The 22594-nt window shown below is 46.4% G+C and carries 11 protein-coding genes; 3 read left to right on the top strand and 8 right to left on the bottom strand.

Translation table 11 applies throughout. The features are described from left to right. The first annotated feature begins 40 nt into the window (after positions 1–40). Positions 41–1231, top strand: coding sequence for a NupC/NupG family nucleoside CNT transporter (locus tag ACXAEY_RS15980; RefSeq protein WP_474813299.1), 1191 nt, complete (start codon positions 41–43; stop codon positions 1229–1231). 33 nt (positions 1232–1264) lie between these two features. Here ACXAEY_RS15980 and ACXAEY_RS15985 read toward each other — a convergent pair whose 3' ends face one another. Continuing rightward, positions 1265–1861: a nucleotidyltransferase family protein gene (locus ACXAEY_RS15985; protein WP_474813301.1), complete on the bottom strand. Its 597-nt coding sequence runs from the start codon at positions 1859–1861 to the stop codon at positions 1265–1267. A gap of 169 nt (positions 1862–2030) precedes the next feature. On the opposite strand from ACXAEY_RS15985, the gene ACXAEY_RS15990 reads away from it, so the two are divergent. Beyond that, the gene (locus ACXAEY_RS15990; protein WP_474813303.1) at positions 2031–3500 is read left to right on the top strand and encodes an FAD-dependent oxidoreductase; all 1470 of its coding nucleotides are present in this window, start codon (positions 2031–2033) and stop codon (positions 3498–3500) included. 19 nt (positions 3501–3519) lie between these two features. Here the strand turns inward: ACXAEY_RS15990 and ACXAEY_RS15995 are convergent, their stop codons facing one another. The 5 genes from ACXAEY_RS15995 to yfcC all read right to left on the bottom strand — a co-directional run bounded on the left by ACXAEY_RS15995 (position 3520) and on the right by yfcC (position 19436). Beyond that, a complete protein-coding gene (locus tag ACXAEY_RS15995) occupies positions 3520–4521 on the bottom strand; it encodes an aminoglycoside phosphotransferase family protein (protein ID WP_474813305.1) in 1002 nt (333 codons plus the stop codon). A 128-nt stretch (positions 4522–4649) separates the two neighbouring features. Continuing rightward, a complete protein-coding gene (locus ACXAEY_RS16000; RefSeq protein WP_474813307.1) occupies positions 4650–14936 on the bottom strand; it encodes a carboxypeptidase regulatory-like domain-containing protein in 10287 nt (3428 codons plus the stop codon). A gap of 300 nt (positions 14937–15236) precedes the next feature. Next, on the bottom strand, positions 15237–16574 hold the full coding sequence (locus ACXAEY_RS16005; RefSeq protein WP_474813308.1) for a cyanophycinase: 1338 nt from the start codon (positions 16572–16574) through the stop codon (positions 15237–15239). Between the two features lie 171 nt (positions 16575–16745). Next, positions 16746–17912 (bottom strand): beta-aspartyl-peptidase, encoded by a 1167-nt coding sequence (gene iadA, locus ACXAEY_RS16010; RefSeq protein ID WP_474813310.1) that lies wholly within the window; start codon positions 17910–17912, stop codon positions 16746–16748. An 18-nt stretch (positions 17913–17930) separates the two neighbouring features. Continuing rightward, positions 17931–19436: a putative basic amino acid antiporter YfcC gene (gene yfcC, locus ACXAEY_RS16015; protein ID WP_474813312.1), complete on the bottom strand. Its 1506-nt coding sequence runs from the start codon at positions 19434–19436 to the stop codon at positions 17931–17933. 184 nt (positions 19437–19620) lie between these two features. On the opposite strand from yfcC, the gene ACXAEY_RS16020 reads away from it, so the two are divergent. Next, positions 19621–21648 carry a sigma-54 interaction domain-containing protein gene (locus ACXAEY_RS16020; protein WP_474813314.1) on the top strand — a complete coding sequence of 676 codons (2028 nt, stop codon included), beginning with the start codon at positions 19621–19623 and terminating at the stop codon, positions 21646–21648. Between the two features lie 29 nt (positions 21649–21677). Here the strand turns inward: ACXAEY_RS16020 and ACXAEY_RS16025 are convergent, their stop codons facing one another. Together ACXAEY_RS16025 and ACXAEY_RS16030 are read right to left on the bottom strand one after the other, a co-directional pair. Beyond that, positions 21678–22082: a VOC family protein gene (locus ACXAEY_RS16025; RefSeq protein ID WP_474813316.1), complete on the bottom strand. Its 405-nt coding sequence runs from the start codon at positions 22080–22082 to the stop codon at positions 21678–21680. Between the two features lie 72 nt (positions 22083–22154). Further along, on the bottom strand, positions 22155–22523 hold the full coding sequence (locus ACXAEY_RS16030; protein WP_474813318.1) for a MerR family transcriptional regulator: 369 nt from the start codon (positions 22521–22523) through the stop codon (positions 22155–22157). Between the last annotated feature and the right edge of the window lie 71 nt (positions 22524–22594).

Raw genomic sequence — 22594 nt, forward strand, 5'->3', positions numbered from 1 at the left:
TTTTGTGAAGCAACACTTCTTTCAGGGGGATTTCATCACCATGAGCATCATTTTTGGTCTATTATCCATTGCGGGGATTCTTGGCATCGCATGGTTACTCAGTAACAACAAGAAATCAATAAACTGGCGAACGATCGGAGTCGGACTCGCGATCGAGGGGGCGTTCGTTCTTTTCGTACTAAAAGTTGAAGCTGGTAAGGCGTTTCTTCAAAAAGCATCTGCAGCCGTCCAGCAGGTCATCAACTATAGTAACGAAGGCATTCAGTTCGTGTTCGGCGGGTTGTACGAGCAAACAGAGTTAACGTTCGTGTTTGCGATCAACGTACTTTCCGTTATCATCTTTATCTCAGCACTCGTCTCAGCTCTTTACTACTTACGCGTCATCCCATTCATCGTCCAGATCGTCGGTGTGACGGTCGGAAAGCTGATGGGCACAACAAAAGTCGAATCATTTAACGCTGTTGGGAACTCGTTCCTCGGCCTTGCAGAAGCACCGCTTCTCGTTAAACCATACTTAAAAATCTTAACGCGTTCAGAGATTTTCGCCGTGATGGTCGGAGGAACGGCTTCTGCGAGTGGAGCGATTCTCGTCGGGTACTCTCTCATGGGTGTCGACATCAAGTACCTCTTGATTTCCGTGTTCAGCGTTCCGTTCGTCTCCCTTGTGATCGCGAAGATCATGGAGCCAGAAACAGAAGTATCCCAAACGAACGATAACGTGAAGATGAAGCGTTCAGATCATGCGAACGTGTTCGAGTCGATCGCAGATGGAACCGTTAGCGGTGTCACGCTAGCCCTAAACATCGGTGGTCTTCTAATCGCGTTCATCAGTATTCTCGCGCTCCTCAACGGACTACTCGGTTTCGTTGGGACCGACTTAAGCACGATCTTTGGCTACGTCTTCTATCCATTCGCACTTCTTGTCGGTATCCCGCTCGACGAAGCGTTCCGTGCTGCGTCGATCATCGGAACGAAGATGTCGATCAACGAGTTTGTAGCGTTTCAGGATTTAACGTCTCAAGAGAGCGAACTTACTGAGAAAACGGTCGCGATGCTGTCTGTCGCACTCTGTAACTTCGCAAACCTTTCTTCGATCGGTCAGCTCATCATCAGCCTAGGTTCACTTGAGCCTTCAAAGCGTCCTCAAGTATCGAGGCTTGGTTTAAAAGCGATCATCGGGGGTTCCCTCGCTTCCTTTATCACTGCGATCTTTGTAGGTATGTTTATGTAGCAAAGAAGCCTGGTCACTCGACCAGGCTTCTTCTCATGCATCTTCCCACGAAATCACCCGAAGATCCCACTTCTTCGTCCACTTCGCAGCTTTCGCTTCATACACTTCTCTCGTAACCATCCTTTTATTTGCTCGAACCGTCATTGTAAAAAGGTCGTTCAAACCGAACGGAGCGTAGATTCTGAAATTCCCTTCGTCATCCTTCCTGACCCCGAGCGCCGTTGCCGTCGTCGGCCAGCTGTTGATGGCGTCCTCAAGCGATTCGTACTGCTCGATCTTCTTCCCGAATTTCTCTTCATACCAAAGATGAACCCTTGCTTCGTTCTTCACGTCAATTTCAAGCGGCACGTCATGAAGTAACGCTTGCAAGTGCTCTTCCATACGCTTTTCCTTCTCTCGACTCAAGTCTTCATCATAATAGATGATGTCGATATCACCGATGCCATGATTCAGCGGATTTCCAGATAAACGATTCCACACCGTTTGAACGATGCTTCCCGCTCCGATGTAATAATGTTCGAATTCTGCATGCGCAACGTTCAATACACGTTCGATCGTTTCATTTTTATGTACGATGTCTTCTAGCATTTCCATTTGACTCTGTAAATCAAGATTCCTACCACTTTGCATGAGACGACCCTCCTCTTCTAGGTTCCACCTCATTATCTCGTACTACCGACAAATTTTCAGCAATTGAGCAGTATTTATCACAGATCATAGCACACATAAACCATGCAACTAGTCCGATTCACCTTTATAATAGAACATATAAGTACCGGAAAATCTTGGAGGGATTCGTTTGGATATCACGATCATCGGGGGCGGAATCGGTGGATTAACTGCCGGGGCGTTACTCACAAAGGACGGGTATAATGTGACGGTGCTAGAAGCGTCGAACGAATGGGGCGGTTCTGCCGGTAAGTTCAGCCGAAAGGATTATCTGTTTCCTGTCGGTGCGACGATGGGGATGGGGTTTGAGGAAGGCGGCGTTCACCACCGCATTTTTGATGAACTTGGACTTTCAATTCCGTTTGTAAAATTAGACGAAATCATGAGAGTGTATAACGGTTCTTCTGTTATGCCTTACTATGCTGATCGAAACCGGCACCTCGCTGAATGTACGTCTCAGTTTCCTGATCATGCGGAAGCAATCGTCTCGTTCTATCAGGAAGTGTGGAAAATAGGTGCTGAAATACGGAAACTAATCAAGCCCCTGCCCGTCCTGCCACCCGTCACCATGACGGAATGGAGAAAACTGCTCTTCTCAGTCAACATTGGAACTCCAAAGCTTCTCCCTTATTTACGGAAAACGATGGGCGATCTTTTAAAGAAACATCACCTTCATGAAGCGCATGCGTTTCGCCATTTTATCGATGGTCAGTTGATCGACAGCATGCAGGCAACGAGCGGTGAATGTTCAGCACTCATGGGAGCGCTCGCACTCGATATTTACCATGAAGGCGCATACTACACGGAGGGCGGTCTCTTCTCTATCGCTGAAAAACTGCAGGCTTATATTGAAGAGCACGGTGGCAAAACGTTTAAACGAAAACACATTCAAACGATTCGCCGCGAAAAGAAAAAGTGGGTCGCGGTCGATCAGCGCGGAGAGAACTGGAGAGCGGATCATCTGATCTGTAATCTCCCTGTACAGAGCTTCGTCCCTCTCCTCTCAGAACCCCTTCAACTTGAGCTTCCGAACAAACTTCAAAAAAGAAGCAGAATTTCGCAGTGGGGAGCGTTCACGATGTACCTTGCGATCGAGGAGTACGTGATTCCAGAATACACAGCTCTTTTCAATCAAGTATTAGTTGAAGGCGGAACCATGACAGAAGGGGACCACCTCTTTCTCTCTCTTTCAAGCTCAAAGGACCGGATCCGTGCACCACAAGGTTACCGCACGCTTACTGTGAGCACACATACAGAGCTTCATCGCTGGGATACGAAAGAAAAATACGATCAGTACAAAGCGTTCTTAACGGAAAAAGTTCTGAGTGGCGTCGAGCGCGTGATCCCTGAAGTAAGAAGCGGCATCGACATGATGATGGCTGGTGCCCCTCGTGCTTGGGAGCGATTCACGAAACGACCGAACGGTATGGTCGGTGGGTTTCCACAAACGAACGAATTCAGCTTGTTCAATAGCCTATCGCATCGAACAGGACTCGATGGATTATGGCTTTGCGGTGATAGCGTATTCCCAGGTGCTGGTACGATCGGCGTGTCGACGAGCGGGTATCATGTGTATCAATCGATCGCAGGGAAGCGATAGGAAAAGCTGCACACCCGCCTTATCGTCTATCTTTCTCATGCAACCAGTTCTCGAGCATGGGCAGGGAATCGGCATACTGCTTGATCTCGTTTAACGTTTGCAGCACTTGGTCTGTTCCCATTTTCTGTTCTTCATCCACTGACCCATCTAGCTTCAGTGAACGCTTCAGGTTGTACTCGAGCCAGCCAAGCTTTCCTGAAAAGCCTGTTGCGAGTACCTTTTTCCAGTCAGCATACGGTTCACACGTTTTCTTATAGCCGTCGATGAATGAGAAAAAGCGCTCTTTGTCGATCTTCCCTTCCCCCGTCATCGCCCAGTAAACAGCCGTTTCAAGAAGATCTTGCATCGGATTGATATACCCAGCCGATTCCCAATCGATGACGATCGGCTCACCGTTTGACCAAAGCACGTTTTTAGGATCAAGGTCTCGATGACTGATCACTACTTCTGAGGAAAGGATTTCGGATGCTTTCTTCGCCATCGCTGTCCACCTGTAAAGGTTCTCTACATACGTATCAAATAGCGGAACCCAAGGCGCATCGGTTTCTTTACCGAGGTGCAAGTAGTACTCCCAGTCCGTCACCTCACTTCCCTCAATGTCATACGGGATGTGTAACGTGGAAAAATCGGTCCGATGAATGTCTGCAAGCAGCGCGCCAACTTTTTTGCTATGGTCACTCGTGATCGACACCGGTTTGAGGCTTTCCCCTTCAATCCAGTCGTAAACAAGAAAGTACAGTCCATCGAGCTGTTGAAGGAACGTACCGTTAAGCCACAGAGCAGGAAGGGCTGGGATCTCGTTTGACACGAGCGTTGCGACTTCTTCTGAGTTCAAGAAGTTTGTTACAGCAGAAGGTCTCGTGATGACCTCCTCGTTCAACACTTTTATCGCGTATTTCCCTTTCGTAGTCAAAACAGCATACATCCGGTGTAAGAGCCCGCCATGAATCCGTTCAGGTAGCGCGGTCTGCATACCGAGCCCACATATCTCACACATCCGTTCTAAATCGGGTTGGCTCATCTGCCGTCCTCCTTTATAAAGAATCTCTATCCTGTAGCATACAACTTTTTTGCTTATAAAACGAGGGCCGTATTTCGTTATAAAAATGAAAAAGCCCAGGAACAAACGTCCCTGGGCTAGCTTAATGCTTATTCTCTTACTGGACTAATCGTGATCGAAGACAGATCGAGCGTGATCGTTCTCCTCGCTCCCGTTTCACTTACATACGAGAACGTTCCACATCCTCTTGATTCATTGATGCTCTCCATCCTGAACAGCGTTGGAACCATCCCTCCATCTAATCGTAAGAACTCTCCTCGATTCGTCGTAATATAATACTCGTCACGAACCGGTGGCGGCACTGGTGACGTTGAGACCAAGCTGATTTCAAGGAGGACTTCCTCATTCGGACGAACGCGAACGGTCGTGCTGAACGGTTCATATCCTGCACTCGTCGCCCTGACTTCATACAGGCCAACAGGAAGACCAGAAAGTGAATAAACACCTTCTTCGTTCGTTCTCACTTCTCGAACCAGCGTCCCATCTTCATTATAAAGTCTGATCAACACACCATCGATCGGTACACCTGTTCCTCGGTCAGTTACCCGGCCAGCGATTCCTCCGTCCTCACCAGGGCGAAGTGCAAAATCAACTCCTTGACGCTCTTCACCAGCTGCTAGCACCACTACCTGCCGATCTTCTAGATAATCGATCGCATCGGCTGCGACCGAAAAGGTTCCTGCGCTAAGGTTCCCAATCGTATACGCACCATTCTCATCAGTGAATGTGTCTCCAACAAGCACACCTTCTTCATCGAAAACACTGATGGTCGCTTCAGTAATCGGCTCCTTCGTCGTAGCTGATCGTACCGTTCCTGAAATGGAAGCTGCAGCCTTTCCAAGCGCAAAATTCTCTACATTCGTATCGTTCACAAACAACGTGGACTGCCTTCCTTCAGAGCCATACCCTTGCGCTGATGCTCGTAGTGCATACGTTTCATCACTTAGTCCTGTGATGGTGTATCTTCCGTTGATGTTTGTTAGCGCAACCGCAACCGGGCGATTGATGAGATCGAACACTTCAACGATCGCACCTACGATCGGAAGACCTGTTTCAGCATCTGTAACGAGTCCTGTAAATCGACTTGGAATCGCTACGAGTGCACTGTTCACGACAGTCGGGGCGTCAGGTTCAGCCTGGAACGATACGACGTTCGCTCGATAATCTGGGTTGATCGTTGAGATGTTGTACTCTCCAGGGTTTAAGCCTTCATACTGGAAGTTCCCGTCAGCATCCGTCTGAACTTCTGCTACAACAACTTTATTTTGATCAGATATTCGAACGAGCGTATTCGCTAAAGGTTCCGTACCCTCTCCTGTCACGCGGCCTACCACACTTGCTTTTGTTACGGAAAGCTGAAGATCCGCAAACGTGGTTTCACCAGACTCAACAGATACTGCATCAGCATCGTCACCGTAGAAGCGACTGCTCGCAACGACCGTATAGTTGCCCACTTCAATGTCTGGAAGTACATACATGCCTTGTGAATCCGTCAACGTGGATGCGATGACTGGACCTGAGGAGCTAATTAGACGCAGCTCCACGTTCGTCCTCGATAAAAGCGCACCTGTTTCTGAATCTGTGACAACACCCTTCACGGATCCTGGTACGGACGGAAGCGAGATACTCGTCGCGGTCGTTTCACCTGAAGAAATATCTGCACTTAACGACTGCTGTTCATATCCTGGACTGTTCACGAGCATCGTATAGATGCCTAGCGCAAGGTCGAACACCTTATACGCTCCATTGCTCTGCGTCAAGACTGTCGTGATGACCGAACGTTTGGAATCAAGGATTTGAATAGTCGCACCAGCGATCGGATTACCGTTCGCATCAGTAATAACACCTGCCAAATCACCGGTTTCAGGAGAAATAACCAAGGTGGCCTCTTTTGTAACACCTGGCTCAATGATCGCTCCCTGCGAGGAATTCGTATAATTTGGTGCGGCAGCTGAAACAATCACTGTCCCTGGTTCTAAATCTTCAACAACAGCTTTCCCTTCCTGGTCAGTGACACCAGATGTGATCGGTATACCTGTTTCATTTTTCACACTTGCCACAACACCTGTTACTGGCGTACTCGTCACCTCATCTACAACAACAATCGTTAATCCGCCGCCTTGTGGACTTAGAGCTACATCGAGCGTGCTTTCTTCACCTGCTTCTACTATGACCGCAAAGCTTCCTGGACTATACCCTTTCGTTGTAGCTGTAAGGAAATAGTTTCCTTCTGCTATATCTGGAATTGTATATGTCCCATCAGTTTGAGCTTGAACGGACGTAATCAAGGCATCGTTCTGGTCAAATAATCTGATAAAAATCGTTCTGTTTGTGAGCAGATCGCCATCAGCATTCGTGATCGTTCCGGTAATCCTTCCAAACGTTGGAGGTGTTTGAACATCAGATGTTGTGGTGTCATTCGGTTCTACAATTCCCCCTACTGATGTCGTTGGTTGATTAGGCTTATCAACAATGATTTGATAGGTCTTAGGCTCGAGATTTTGAATGGTATAAAATCCTTCTTCATCTGTTACAACGGAATCCACAATTGTTCCATCAGGCGACACGACATTCACAACGGTTCCAGGTTGAGGATTACCATCTGCATCCGTTACGATTCCATCGATCGATCCATTGTTTGCTCCAAGTTCAAACGACACCGTCACGACTTCTCCTGGTGAAATCGCTACACCCTGCTTCGCATTTTCATGGTCAGGAGCAGTACAGGAAACAACATAAATTCCCTCCGGCAGATTTCCAATCGAACACGTGCCGTTCGCATCCGTCACACCTGATCCAATAACGCTGCCGTTCGGGGCGACGACTTTTACAGAAGCACCTGCTACTGCTCCGTCTGGTCCTGACACGCTTCCCGTCACAACCCCTGGATCCGGCGTCAGGAAGCCATCGATCGTTGTTGTTTGATTTGCTGTGACCGTAGCACCAGCTGTGAACGTATCGAAGTTTGGTGAAGTGATTATGATCGTATACGCGCCTGGAGCGATTCCTGTTACCGTATATTCTCCAGCAGGATCTGTCACCGCTCGTGCTGATGGCTGGACACTATCACCGTAAATGATTTGAACGATTGCACCACTTACCGGGAAATTTGTTTGTGCATTCAGGACTCTCCCAGTAATGGAACTTGGAAGTGGGACGAGATCAAAATCAACGGTGGTCGACTCTCCCGCTCCTATCGTGAACCCTTGCTTTTCTGATTGATAATCAGCATTGTTCACGACAAGAGTATAGATGCCAGGGTTAATATTTTGAATAAGGTAGCGACCTTCTGCGTCCGTTTGCACTTCAAAGAGATTCGTATCTGTTATATCTAACAGTTTGACAACGGAATTCGGAGCTGGTACACCGTCAGTCGTGACAACGCCTTCTACACTAGAAGGATCCGGTGTAAGTGCAAACTGCTGAATCGTTGGAACACCATCGACGATAAGAACTGAGCCACTTTCAGTTCCGTAATTTTCAGCAGACACCACGAGCGTATACGTTCCGTTCGATATTGTACCGAAATCGTAATTACCGTCACTATCTGTTAAAACGGTACTCACAACAGGACCGAACGGACTGACTGATCTCAGTTCAACCGTTGCACCGACTACGACTTCTCCACTTGTATCTAAGATGGTTCCTTGAATAACAGCACCTGTTGGAATCAAAGTAATATCGACAATGGTCTCTCCATCAGGTGTAACGATACCCGTCACAACATTAGTCCCTGAACTGCTCTCACTAGCCGTTACAACATAATCACCAGGGTCAAGCTGTGGAATCGAGTAGGATCCATCACTATTTGTAATAACGGTTGCAACCGTCGTATTGGTCCCATCTGTCACGTTGACCGTCGCATTGCTAATCGGTGCCCCATCTGTATCGGTTACAACACCAGAAATCGTACCGGTTATTTCTGATAGCGCAAGCTGAACGGTCGACGTTTCAGCAGGTTCAACGATTACTCCGATCGTAGAAGCGCCGTAGTCTGGAGCAGTTGCTTTTACATTAAGCTGCCCTACTTTAATATCTGTAAAGAAGAATTCTCCGTTCTGATCACTTGTGATCGTGGCAACAAGAACACCATTAACATCTGTAAGTTCAACGAAACTACCTGGTAAAGGCGCACCCCCTGTGTCGGTAATCGTTCCTTGAATTGAACCTCCTGCCAGTGAAAGTGGAACCGTTAGCTCGGTGATCTCTCCATTCTCTACGATCGCACCAACTGTAGCTGCTTGATAGCGATCCGCGATCACATTGATACGATATGATCCAGAAGGAAGGTTCAGGACTTCAAACGTTCCATCCGATAAAGCTTGGAGCGTCTGCAGCAGTGCACCGTTGTCGTTTAACACTCTGATGGCAATCGAGGTATTTTCGATCGGATCGCCGTCCACTCCAACAACGGTCCCAAAGATGGTGCCTCCGACTTCTTCAAGTGAAAACTGTACGTCGGCCGATTGATTTGAGACGATGATGACACCTGTTTGATCTTGAACGAAGTACGGTGAGCTTGCGATGACGGTGTACATACCTGGCCGTAAAAGCGGTGATACAAAGTCACCGGTCGTATCCGAGTTCGTAGAAATAATCGGAATTCCCTCAGGTGTACCTACAGAAATCAAAACGCCAGGGATACCCTCACCTGTAGTTGCATTAACGACACTACCTGCAAACGTTCCACCAAGAGGAACCATGACAACATTCAGATCGCTATATTCATCTCCAGGAAGAACAGATACCCCTGTTGTAAAATCAGCATAGTCATCGATACCAGCAATGACTGTAAAGGAACCTGCCGGCAAACTACCAATGGAGAAGTTCCCATCGATATCTGATATTCCATTACCTACCTCTACTTCATACTCATCGATAATTCGAACGCTTACGTTACCAAGCGGCTGACCAGTATCATCCACAACAGACCCTGAAATCGTAACCGGATCAGGGACCAGACGGAATTCTAAATTCGTCGTTTCATTCGCTTCAACTGTGATTCCTTTAATTTCCTGACTATAATTTAGCGTGTACGCGCTGATTGTAAAGGAACCTGGAAACACGCCTGTAATCAAAAAGTCTCCACTCGCGCCAGCGGTACGTCGTGCTACTGGAACGGTTGATCCTGGAGAGTATACTTCCACCTGTGCTCCCACCAATGGAGCATCCGTTTCTGCATCGAGGATAATTCCAGAGATCCCACCTGGCTCAGGTGTGAAAAAGATGTCACTGACTACCGTTTCACCCGGAAGCGGATTGATCGAGATTTGAACGCGCTGGTAATCTGGTGAAATCGCCGAAATCAGATACTGACCCGCAGTAAAGTTTGTAAATCGATAAAAGCCATTCATATCTGAGTTGACCGTTTGAATCGAACTACCGTGGATATCCAATAACCTGACAAAGACATTCGCAACTGGATCACCGGTCGTTTCATCACGAATCGTACCTTCTGCAATCGCTGGGAACGGTTCAAGCTCAAAATCCACAGTTCTTGATCCATTAGCAGGTACTTTAACCGATGCAGTTGAAGAACCGTAGCCACTATCTGCAAAAGCGATCACCGTATACGTTCCTGCGAAAAGTCCTGGTGTCTGATACACGCCTGCTTCATCTGTCAATGTGGTCGCAAACACAGGACCGAGCGGTGTTAAGAAGCGCACTTGAATATTCACACCAGGAATCGGATTTCCCGTTTCAATATCTGTCACCGTTCCGATCAAATCACCTGGCTCAGGGGTTAGAATAAAACTGAGAGATGTTGTTTGATCAGGTAAAACCTCAAACGTAGCAGTCTGACTTGAAAATTCTTCAGCAGCCACAGTTGCACGGTAAGAACCAGGGGATAAATTCGGGAACGTAAATTGTCCAAAGCTATCTGTTACAACTTTCGTCTCTAACGTTTTTCCAAAATTACTGACTGTAACGACGGCATTATTTAATGGTTCGCTCGTAAGCTGGTTCGTCACATACCCCGTCACTGCGCCAGGGTTCTGCTGTAGGGCGATATCCAGTTCAACACCTTCAAGCGGGACGGTAACCGTGATGACTTCATTCCCATATCCCTCTGCATTCACGTTCAATAAATAGGAGCCAGGCAATACAGAATCAAATAGATACACACCATTCTCACTCGGATAGATACTCGACACAAAAACGCCCGTGCTCTTTGTGAGCGATAGAAAAACAGCGGTTCCCGTGATCGGAGCACCTGTATTCGCATCGACGACATTCCCGGCAATCGTTGCAAGAATCGGCGAAAGCTGAACGGTTGCGTTGCTTACTTCACCTGCAGTGATGATCGTAGACACAAGGTTAGCCGTATAACCAACTAATGTTGCGGTAACAAAGTATGTTCCCTCAGATAAACTTGGGATAACGAACGATCCATCTGAATTTGCCAACAGCGCTTGCAGCAGCTCTTTGTTTGCACCGAGTAACTTTAGTTGGATGTTATCGCCACTGATTGGATCACCGTTTTCATCAACAACCTGCCCCCGAATATCTCCAACCGTTGTTTTCAGTCTGACATTCGCACCCGTCGTTTCTCCAGGCGGAACGATAACTCCTGTAATCTCAGTAGAATAATTCGGTGCCGAACACGTAATCGTATAAGAATCTGGACCAATGTTTCGATACAGAAACTTTCCGAACTGATCACTTGTGGTGTACTTGATGAGTATTCCGAGACTGTTTCTAAGAAGAACTGAAGCTCCTGTGATGACTTCGCCTGTTTGAAAATCAGAAACCCCGCCTGAAATCGTCCCGAGCACCCTCGCCATGACAAAATCGATGTTTTGCACCTCTTGCCCTGCTTCAACGGATACTGTTCCTGATGTCGTCGTGTGCATCATGAGCTTTGCGATGAGCGCATAACTTCCTGGTGGCACGTTGCTGATAAAATAGTTCCCATCTACGTCCGTATTTCCATATGCGATTGGCGTTTCATTTTCATCGAGCAGCGATATGGTCACGTTCGCTAATGTCGTACCTTGATCATTCACGATGTTTCCGCTTATTGAACCAGGATTTGGTTTTATCGTCATAGGAACGTTTGATACAATATCTGATTCAACGAATGCACCTGTACAAGCAACCGAGTAATTCGGCGCTGCCGCTTTTAAAATATAGTTACCAGGCGCCAAGTTTTCAAATTGATACGCACCTGTTGGATCAGCTGCCGTTGCATTGACGAGCTGGTTATCGAGCGAATATAGCTGAACGATTAAATTTTCAGCCACAGGCGTAACGGTTCCGATGATCGAACCTGGATTTGCTTTTAATTCGATATCGATGCTCTTCGTAAAGCCCCACGGTACAATCTCTCCGATCAATGCCGTTTCATATCCTTGAGCGACAACAGCCATCGTATAAATTCCTGCAGGCAGCCCTACTGTAAAAAACTCTCCGTCTCCACTCGTAATCAATGAATCTACTTGAAACCCTAGTGCATTGCTGATGTTGATCGTTGCACCGGCAATCGGCAAATTCGTGTCCGCATCACGTAACGTACCGGTAATAAACCCAGGTAATGGGACAAGCCCTACGCTTGTTGTCACCGTTTGACCTGGCTCTGTCTTCACGCTTGCATAAGAACTGCGGTAGGCATCCGTATTCGCGTTGATCGTATACGTATTAACGAGCACATTCTCAAACGTAAATTCCCCTTCATTCGTTGAGAACGTTGTGGACAGCAGCACACCATTCGAATCGATCAGTTGCATCTGGATCGATTCACCTGTAATACGGTCGCCCGTCTCTTCATTGATAATCGTTCCGACGATGGTGGATGGATTAGGTGTTAATGAAAAATTAAGCTCTGATTCATTTCCAGAAGTAATGATCGCCCCGCCTAATAACGATTGATAGTTTGGAAATGAGGCTGTAATTGAGTAACTGCCGGGATTGAGATCGCTAACTGAGTAGTTTCCATTCGAATTCGTTACGCGTCTTGAGACGAGTACATCCGAATCTGAATTATTGACAAGGATGACAGCTCCAGCTAGCGGCACACCACCATCTGTTGTCACTATTCCTGTTAAGGAGCCAAGAAGTTGTTTGAGCTCTGCATTAAGAGTAAACGTACGGTTGTTTTTTATAAGCGCTCCAAGTGTCTCTGTAGAATAGCCATCAGCTGTAAAAATACACGTATACCTTCCAGGTGAAAGACCTCTGATTTTATACGTACCATCATCGTTTGTAACAGTCTTTGCAACAACGACATTGTTTTCAACTACATCGACTTTTGCCCCGCCTATCGGAGTTCCATCTGATTCAACAATCCCTTCAAGGACTCCGGTTCTTCTCCTGAGGAAACAGTCTAAATTAGCTGTTTGACCAGGTCTTACATAGAAGCCGAAGTTCTTAGAACCGTGCCCGTCAGAAGCAAATGTACAGACATAGTTTCCTGGAGCGAGTGATCCAACACTGAAACGCCCGAGTACATCTGTGATTGCATTTGCAATCGTTAATCCGAACGAATTCGTAATCTTGATGTTACACCCTGCTAAATCAGTATCATCATCTTCATCTTTTACACGTCCTTCGACTGAGCCAGGGTTAGGACTAAGATCGATTTCCACATCGACCGTTTGACCGGCAAGTACTGAAAAACCAACGTTAAAAGTCTGATAGGAATTTGCTTTTGCCCTGAAGCGGTAAGTGCCAGGAGCCAATCTATTAATAACGCATCGACCAGCTGCATCGGTCGTTGCTGATGCAACAGTGAGTCCGGTCGAACCAATAATATCTACTGTGGCATTAGCAATAGGCGAACCATTACTCCTAACGAGCCCTTCCACTGTTCCTGGATTTGGAACCAAAACAAAGTTCTCAGTAGATGTACCGTTCGAAATGACGTCTTTACCGATCGACTGTGATTGATAACCATCGGCCGTTACGGTCATGGCATAGTGACCTGGCTGAAGGTTGTTCAGTGTGTATTCACCAGCAGCATTCGTAGTCGCCGAAAGAATTTCTTGCCCGATATTATTTGAAATCGCAACCCTAGCTCCATCGATCGGAGAACCTCCAGCCGTAATGGTCCCGGCAATGTCCCCTAACAAAGGTTCAATAAATAGGTTCACGATCGAAACGTTTCCTGCTGTGACCTCTACAACCCTTGTAACATCGTCGAAATCAGCCTTTGAAAATTCGAGCGTATACGTATCTGCCGGGATATTCGTAAAATTGTAATCCCCAAACACATCGGTTTGCGTTGTGGCTATTTCCGTTGCACCGGAAAGCAAGCGCACCGTCACGTTCTCTTCCGGAAGTCCGTTCACTTGATTGAGCACGTTTCCAGCGACGCCACCCGTTGCCTGAACATCGACGGTAACCGGTGACCGAACAATCGCCAGCTCCTGACCTGTAAACAAATCAAAGCCTATGCCTGTTGCGACATTCAAAACCTGGTTTCCGGATGTATAAAACAGTCCGTTCTCTATAAAATCTAAGGTTGCACTCTCACCTGCTTCAAGATCTCCAACCGTCCATGTGAGCGTTTTGTTTCCTTCGTTATAGGCAGTTGATCCTTGCGAAACAGAAGTTGCTTCAAAGACTGATACAACATCGAGGGCTACCACATCGACGACGTTTAAGATTGTCGCCTGACTTTTACCTATATTCGTTAGCGTGATTCTACCAGTCCACTCATAGTTCTGCCCAGCAACTGGTTCAGTAGGACCTGAAATCATCGTCTTAGTGATTTGCAGGTTCGCTTTTACATTCGCATCGTTCACCGTCGTTGGATCAGAAAGAGCATCCTTGAATTCATAGTCTTCTTTCCTGCGTAATGAATCTTTGTTGTAGTTGTTGTTGTTTGTAGCAGTAAAAGCCACCATTTGGATCGGGTCTGCTGGCTTGATGTCTAGATAAGAGAAAAAAGTGGAAGCTGGGATTAGAAAATCAATAAAGTAGTTCTGTGAATTTCCAAATGTCGTATCCGCCTGTACTACCCTCGCTACATCAAAGTTAATAATCTGTCGTTGAAAATTCGGCTCCCCTTTTCCATTCGTTCCTTCGGCTGAGTCTTTCCATGAGTTAAATTCTTTGTCTACGTTTTGAATTAAATTCACGCGATTTTTCAATCCATTTACTGCAAGCATCCAATCGTATGTTCCAGCTACTCCCGATGTATTGAGCAGCACTCCCCATGCATTTCGTTTAAACGACGTTTTTGACCGGTTACGTGGATCCGCTCTAAGCCTCATGCGAAAATAGACATTGATCGTATCATAGGCGTAGTAAAACGAGGGATTGCTCTCATCCCCCACGATATCAGTCTGAGAGGGACTCATATCTTTAATTAAATCTGCATAAACCTCTCCATTCACCAATATCGGCGTAAACTGATTGTTATTAGGAAACGGCACGCGAACACCTCCAATGGGTTTCAATCTTTTTTACTATACGCACGACTGCCCAATCCGGAAGTAAAAATTTAGAAAAAGTTAAACTTCTACGTAATAACGTTATGACTGAAATAGAATTACATGACATCGTTTTTTCCAATAAAAAGAAGCTCTTCCAGTTAGGAAAAGCTTCTAATGATCATGTCCATATTAAAATTGAAGCGTTAAGGTTTTGAAAGGTAACCTGCACATTTAGGTACTAGTAAACTACTAGTGGCAACGTTGTCGAAGCAACTATTCTATCGACAGCTTCCTTCGCCGTTACTCAAATTCCTCCATCTTCTTTTCTTTTATCTTATCTACTTTCAACTTCACTTTCATCGGGGCAAGGTCGAGGCTTACATTTACTGCAGCGTACGATTCGACGCCGTCAATTTTACCCCAGTAGCCCTTCGTGTCCTTCGTTTCTTGAAACGTTAGCTTAAAGCCTTCACCACGGTCCTCATCCGATAGATCGATTGCTAATCCGATGGCTGTCGTTGCAGTATTATCGATAAGATCATAGGTTAACACCTGCTTTAGCGCATCTTCACCAAAGATCCCTGTGTTCGCAGGATTTGGCTGATAATAAGGATCGGTAATCAAAGGCTTGTCCTCTGTAATCTCATAGGTTTTCGACTCCCAGTTGTAGCGGTCTCCCTTTTCAATATAGCTGATCTTTACATCTTTCATCGCAGTAGGATAGTCTTTCGTCTTCTTTGCGTCAGCGAGGTCGACGATGACGAGTCCACTTTCACCAACCACTTCAATCGTTTCACGTTCAGGGTAAACGACCATCGCGCTGTTCTCATCGATTCCGTACGCCATTTCATGATTAGATTCCCATGCCGCAACCATCAATCGACCAAATCGGCCACGTTTTACGAAATGCTGATCAACGATCCCTTCTTCAAAGAATCCTAGCCCTTCTGTTAAGAAGACACGATTATCCTCAGGGTCACCGTAGTTATCACGATCCGTCACACCGTCGCTTAACGCACCAAGGCTAGAGCCTGCTCCGATCATCGGATCACTCATGATTGCAGCACCAGCGCTCGATCCACCGAGGACCGCTCCTTCTTCACGGATGTCTTTGATCGCCTCAAGGACCGGCGTTTCTTCGTCATTTTTAAGAAGCGTCGTCGTATAGTGAAGTTGATTTCCTCCTACGAACCAGATCGCATCGTACTGTTCCACCTGTTCTGCAAGTTCCTCATCTGATCCGTTATCGATCCACTGCGATTCGTCTTCTTCTGTTGAGCGGTCATCGTTCACCGCGATCGGAAGAATGTCGATATTTCCTTCCGTTGCACCGTACGTCACAAAATCTTTCTTATAAGAGGTTGCACTCTCGATCGGACTTGAGCTTGCCGTTGGCAGGATACCGATTTTAAGGACTTCCTTTTCAACGCCTCTTTTCGCTTGAGCTAGCGCGAGGAACTTGTTGTACACTTCTTCATTGTCCGGGCTAAGCGCACCTCCAACGATCACAAGCGCTCCTTCTTCGCCTCCACCGGAAGCACTCACTTCTGGCTCAGGCTTCTGAATCCCCTGTACAACTAAAAAGATTCCTAAAAAGGCGGCTGCTAATAAAGCAGTCGTTCGTTTCCATCTACTCATGACACTCTCTCCCTTCTTCTATTATCAGACTATTATGCAAGTTCCGTGCCAAGTGGAAAAACCTGCTATATTGGACTTTTTCAATGTACCGTTTTCTAATCTGGTTGTTCTCGACACCCAATAACGACCAATAAAAAAGGCACCGCACAGGTTGTTGTGCGGTACCTTGTTTTATTCGAACGTCCCCTTCACGAGGACTTCTTTGTTTTCTACCATCAGCTGTCCCTTTGCGAACACGGTATCGACTTCAAAATCTTTGTTCACAAGAACTAGGTCAGCATCCTTCTCGACCGCAATTTCGCCCTTATCCTTCAATCTTAGAAGGGAAGCAGGATTCTTCGTAATCACTTTGATAGCGTCAGAGATTGGTACGCCATCTTCCACGATCGCATCTCGCACCTCTTTGTAGAGAGATGCAACCGTGCCGATCTGCAACCCTTCGAATTCTCCGTTTGCATCAAACGCTGGCAGGCTTGCCTGACCATCTGAAGTGAACGTGATCTGTTCCACAGGTACACCTGCTTCTAACGCACGTTTTAACCCAGTGCTGCACTTTACTTCTCCCTCTTCTAAAAATTGCGGGATGGTGCTCGTTGTGAAATCGATGTATCCCCCTTTTTTCGCATAGTCTAGTCCTGAACGAAATAGCTCTTCCGTTCGATTGATATGCGTCGGGTGGAACGTTTTGATCGGAATATCCGTTGTTTCTACCACTTCTTCAAGAAGTGCTAGTTTCGTAGGGGAATCTCCTACGTGGATATTCACGATGCCAGCCTTACCAGAAAGCATACCACCAATGCGTGCTGCTGACGCAATCTTCGCCATTTCCTCCACTGTTGGCTGTGATGAGCGATGGTCGCTGATCGCAATCTCTCCTGCTCCGATCACGCGGTCGATCAAGATGAGGTCATCTTCGATTTTACCTGTTAACGTTTTAACCGGAACTTGATAGCTCCCCGTATGAACGTAGCAGGTGATTCCTTCCTCCTCTAACCCTCTTGCTTTCGCGATAAGATTTGGCATCGTTCTCGTCGTGCCATCCGTTCCGATCACACCGATCAATGTGGTGACGCCTGAAGACGTCGCTTGACTAAGCGTGAGTTCTGGTGTTCGCGTGCGGTAGCTTCCTTCTCCACCTCCGCCCATGATGTGGACGTGTGAATCGATGAAGCCTGGGAAAAGGAGCTTGCCATCTGCTTCAATCACGTTGTGTGGAATGTCTTCAGGAAGCTCGATGCCTTCACCGATCATCGCGATCTTACTGAACGCGATCAGCACATCTTTTTTCCCTAGATGATTAGGATTGTAGATTTCTGCATTTCTTATGATAGTAAACATGTACGATCCTCCAAGCTATTACTGAAAATTCATGAGTGACGCTGTGATGACAAAAATGGATGCTAGCGCAAACAGCACGAGTTGAAACTTGATGATGAATTTAAACCATGTTCCCCAGTCCATTCTCGCAGCACCAAGTGTTCCCATAAGGGCTGCTGACGTTGGAACGATGATGTTCGTTAATCCGTCTCCGAGCTGGAATGCAAGAACGGCAACCTGTCTCGTTACACCAGCGATATCTGCGAGCGGAGCCATGAGTGGCATCGTGAGTGCAGCTTGTCCTGAGCCAGATACAACGAAGAAATTAAAGATAGACTGAAACAGGAACATAAACCATGCTGAAACAGCCTGAGGGAAATCGTCCACAACGTTCCCAGCACTGTAAAGAAGCGTGTTCAGAACGGATGGTTCTCCCGCTGCGTCGCCTCCAAGGATGATGACGATTCCCTTCGCCATCCCAACGACGAGCGCGGCAGGAAGCAAGTCTTTCGCTCCATCTGTGAATCCTTCTGCGATATCATTGACCGTCATGTTGTTCAGTTTGAAGATGACGCCGATAATTCCGGCAACAAGACCAATCGTAAAAAACTGTGTTGCGATTTCTGGAATGTAGTAAGCATCTTTAATAACACCCCAGATGATCCAGCCAACCCCAGCAAACAACGTGATCACAACAAGTCCATGACCGAGGCTGAAACGAGAGTCCAGTTCTTGATTTTTATTGTAATCTTTAAAGTACTGATTCGATTCTGTTGAAAGGGACTTCGATGGGTCCTTTCGGATGCGGTTCGCGTACCACATCGTGTAGAGAACGCCTACAAGTGTGAAGACGATCCACATCACGATTCTGAACGGTGCACCTGACAATACAGGTATTCCTGAAACACCCTGCGCGATCGCAACGCCGAACGGGTTCATCCACGATGTTGCGAATCCTATCTGCGTCGCAACGTATGTAATCATGACACCTGTGATCGCATCATATCCGAGCGCAACAACAAGTGGGATCAGGATCATCGCGAAGGCGATCGCCTCTTCTCCCATTCCAAAAATCGCGCCGCCTAGTGAGAACAAGACGAACATAAGAGGGATGATCAATACTTCTCGCCCTTTTGTTTTATCGATGATCGAGAGAATTCCCTGATCGATCGCTTTCGTTCGCATGATGATCCCGAAGGCACCACCGATAATCAGGATAAAGGCGACGACTCCGACAGCCGATCCCCACTTACTCCCTGATACGAGACCTTCAAATACATAGTTTAGAAACCCTGCTTCACCAAAAGGCTCAAACAGACTCACACCTTCACGTACAGCGTTACCTTCATCGTCCTTTACATAAGAAAAGCTATCAGGAATAAGTACGGTCTTCGTTTGCTCCTGCCCCTGGTGTACGTAGGTAACATCTTTTGTTTCAAACGTTCCCTTTGGGATGAAATACGTAAGAACCGCCGCTGCCAATACGACAAAAAAGACAATAACAAACGTATGAGGCATTTTAATCTCTTTCTTTTCTTTCTTCATGTTTCCCCTTCCTTCCGTTACTACTATTGGTTTTAGACTGCTTACTATATACAATGCAAGTTTCATGCCAAGTTTTGATCTTCCGTAATCGTCAGAAAAATCACGAAACATCACCTTCCTATCGGGTTCATTTGTTACTAATTGGTGATACAATAGAACCAATAAGAAAAAGAAGGTGTTCTATATGAGTCAGCCTACCCTTACGCTCATTGCTGGGAGTAGTCGAACAAAGGAAGTATTACGAGAGCAGCTTGACCAGCTGCTTGGAGATTATATCTCTGTCACATCGTTCGCAGTCGATGAGGGGCTCCCGCTCGAATGGTCTGATAAGATCATACTGTATTCTTCTGAAGCCGCTAAGCTGGAAGCGGAAGCTCTCTCAACAATTCAAAGTCCAAAAATCGTCGTTGGCAACAGAACGATTCGTCACGATTACATCGAAGAACTGTTGACCCTCCCGGATGGCGAAACCGTCCTTATGGTCAATGACGACGATCAAACGACGGTCGACGTGATCGAATCTCTCTACCAGCTTGGCATCAACCACATCAAATTCATCCCTTATAAAAAAGGAAAAATGTTTTATGACGATATCACGATCGCCATATCGCCTGGGGAAACGCACCTATGCCCCGCCTACATCGATACGGTGATCGACATCGGCGTCAGGCCCTTCGATATGGCCACCATCCTTAAGATGATCGATCACTTCGATCTTGATGACGTGATTTCCTCTAAAGTCTCTGAGCGCTACATTCGCAGTATGATCACGTTACATCGAAAGATCCTGTTCGCTGAACAAAAAGCAACGAGGACGACTGAACACTATCAAAACGTCGTAGATACAGTTGATGATGGGATTCTTGCGATCAACCGAAAAGAACGCATCACCCTTTTCAACCATCGACTTGAAGCTCTTTTTCAGCTTTCAGCAAAAGAAGTCGTCGACCAACCACTAAAGGACGTCGTCGATGAAGAACTGTATGAATTCATTCTTCACGATACAGAAGAAAACAAATACCTTTCGATGAACGGCGTCGACGTTGTCGCCTTCAGACAGCACATGGAAGGTGAGCACACCATCGTCGTAACGTTTAAAAGTGTAAACCAGGCGTTTGAAATTGAAAAAACTGCCCAGCGAGAGCAGCATAAGAAAGGATTCGTAGCGAAATACGACTTCGAAGATATATTAGGGGAGCATCCTCATTTAACAGAGTGCAAACGGATTGCGAAGAAGCTCTCGATGTCAGAACACCCCGTTCTCATTCACGGAGAAACAGGCGTCGGGAAAGAACTTTTCGCTCATGCGATCCACCGCCACTCCCTTCGGAAAAACGGTCCTTTCATCGCCATCAACTGTAGTGCATTAACAGAGACATTGCTTGAAAGTGAACTGTTCGGGTACGAGGAAGGAACGTTTACTGGAGCGAAAAAAGGCGGTAAGAAAGGATTGTTTGAACTCGCTGATAACGGCACGATCTTTCTTGATGAAATCGGGGATATCAGTTCGACCGTTCAAGCTCATCTCCTTCGTGTACTCCAGGAGAAAGAAATCAGAAGGATCGGCGGAAGAAAGATCATCCCCGTTAACGTCAGGGTGATCGCCGCCACGAATAAAAACCTTCAGGATAAAATTGCAGAAGGGTCTTTTCGGTCAGATTTATTTTATCGATTGAACGTCCTTCATCTCTCCATCCCACCACTCAGAGAACGTGTGAGTGATATTACGCTTCTGATGAATTATTTTGTTACAAAGAGCGGCAACTGGATGAAGATCGATGATGATGTGATTCAGCGATTTCAAACGTACGACTGGCCAGGGAACATCCGCCAGCTAAAAAGCATCATCGATTATGCACTTGTCGTCGCAAGCGGTTCAACGATTACATTGAACGATCTGCCTCATGACAGGTTGCAAAAAATTTCGACAGAGCCTTCAACACTACCCGAAAGCAGTATGGAAGCAAACGAACATGAGATGATTTTAAAAGGAATTAAAGAGAGAAACGACGCAGGAAAATCTGCAAGCCGAAACCACTTATCCGAGAGTAGTCAAGGTTCCACCACCCCACTCACTCCACAACAAGTTCGTCTCCGCCTAAACGATCTCGAACGAGGCGGATACGTGATCAAAGGACGAGGACGAGCTGGCACTCATATTACGTTAGAAGGGAAACGTTATTTAGCTCAATTACAAGCACAAAGCCGCTAGGGATTCCTAGCGGCTTCGTGTATCAGGACTTACGCGGGTTGCTCCATCGACAGCACTTCAAAGATGTGACCATCAGGGTCTTGAAAGCTCGACGCATACATAAACCCGTGATCTACTGGATCTGAGGACGCTTTTCCTCCAGAATTCAGAGCTTTCTCCACAACGCGGTCGACTTCCTCTCGGCTACTCACCGATATCGCGACGATTGCCTCTGTTCCATCCTTTGCATTCACGACCTCTTTTTTTGTAAAGGTCTTAAAGTACTCCTCTACCAGCAGCATGATGTAAGTGTTTTCGTTGATCACCATGCATGTTGCTTTATCATCCGTATACTCAGCGTTGAATTCAAAGCCTAGTTCATTGAAGAAGGATACCGATCGATCAAGATCTTTAACAGGTAAGTTCAAGTAAACTTGATTAACTTGTAACGCCATGCCATCACCTCATCTTCAAATTTTCAATCCCACCCCAATCACTTTTCTACATGAAGCGTTGGAACCCTTTTTTCAATGATGACTTTTCTTTAGGACATGTTTTTTGTATGCAGCGATCTTTCCATCGAGTATCTCGTCTGTTGCCTTGAGCGTTTCAATCTGATGCTGAATCTTCTTTTGGTGATTCTCTAATAGCATGAGCCTCTCTCGTGCAGTGTGATCACCCTCTTTAAACAGAAGGGCATATTTCTTTAAGTCCGTGATCGGCATCTGGGTTTCTCTTAACTTTTTAATAAACATGAGCCATTTGATAAGGGCGTCATCAAACTCTCTGACACCATTTTCATCCCTAAGCGGCTCGATGATTCCTTCTTTCTCATAATAGCGTATTGTATGTGGCTTTATATTGACCTTTTCTGCAACTTCACTTATCGAATACATAGCAACCTCCAATTTTTTAAAACAAACGGCTTGCCTTAAAGTGAACTTTAACAGTTACGCTATGTTCATAG

Source organism: Anaerobacillus sp. ABA4_114, from assembly GCF_056159065.1.

Excerpts from the sequence above, each read along its gene's own strand:
- ACXAEY_RS15980 (WP_474813299.1), top strand. The coding sequence starts at position 41 with ATGAGCATCATTTTTGGTCTATTATCCATTGCGGGGATTCTTGGCATC.
- ACXAEY_RS15985 (WP_474813301.1), bottom strand. The coding sequence starts at position 1,861 with ATGCAAAGTGGTAGGAATCTTGATTTACAGAGTCAAATGGAAATGCTA.
- ACXAEY_RS15995 (WP_474813305.1), bottom strand. The coding sequence starts at position 4,521 with ATGAGCCAACCCGATTTAGAACGGATGTGTGAGATATGTGGGCTCGGT.
- ACXAEY_RS16005 (WP_474813308.1), bottom strand. The coding sequence starts at position 16,574 with ATGAGTAGATGGAAACGAACGACTGCTTTATTAGCAGCCGCCTTTTTA.
- iadA (WP_474813310.1), bottom strand. The coding sequence starts at position 17,912 with ATGTTTACTATCATAAGAAATGCAGAAATCTACAATCCTAATCATCTA.
- yfcC (WP_474813312.1), bottom strand. The coding sequence starts at position 19,436 with ATGAAGAAAGAAAAGAAAGAGATTAAAATGCCTCATACGTTTGTTATT.
- ACXAEY_RS16020 (WP_474813314.1), top strand. The coding sequence starts at position 19,621 with ATGAGTCAGCCTACCCTTACGCTCATTGCTGGGAGTAGTCGAACAAAG.
- ACXAEY_RS16025 (WP_474813316.1), bottom strand. The coding sequence starts at position 22,082 with ATGGCGTTACAAGTTAATCAAGTTTACTTGAACTTACCTGTTAAAGAT.
- ACXAEY_RS16030 (WP_474813318.1), bottom strand. The coding sequence starts at position 22,523 with ATGTATTCGATAAGTGAAGTTGCAGAAAAGGTCAATATAAAGCCACAT.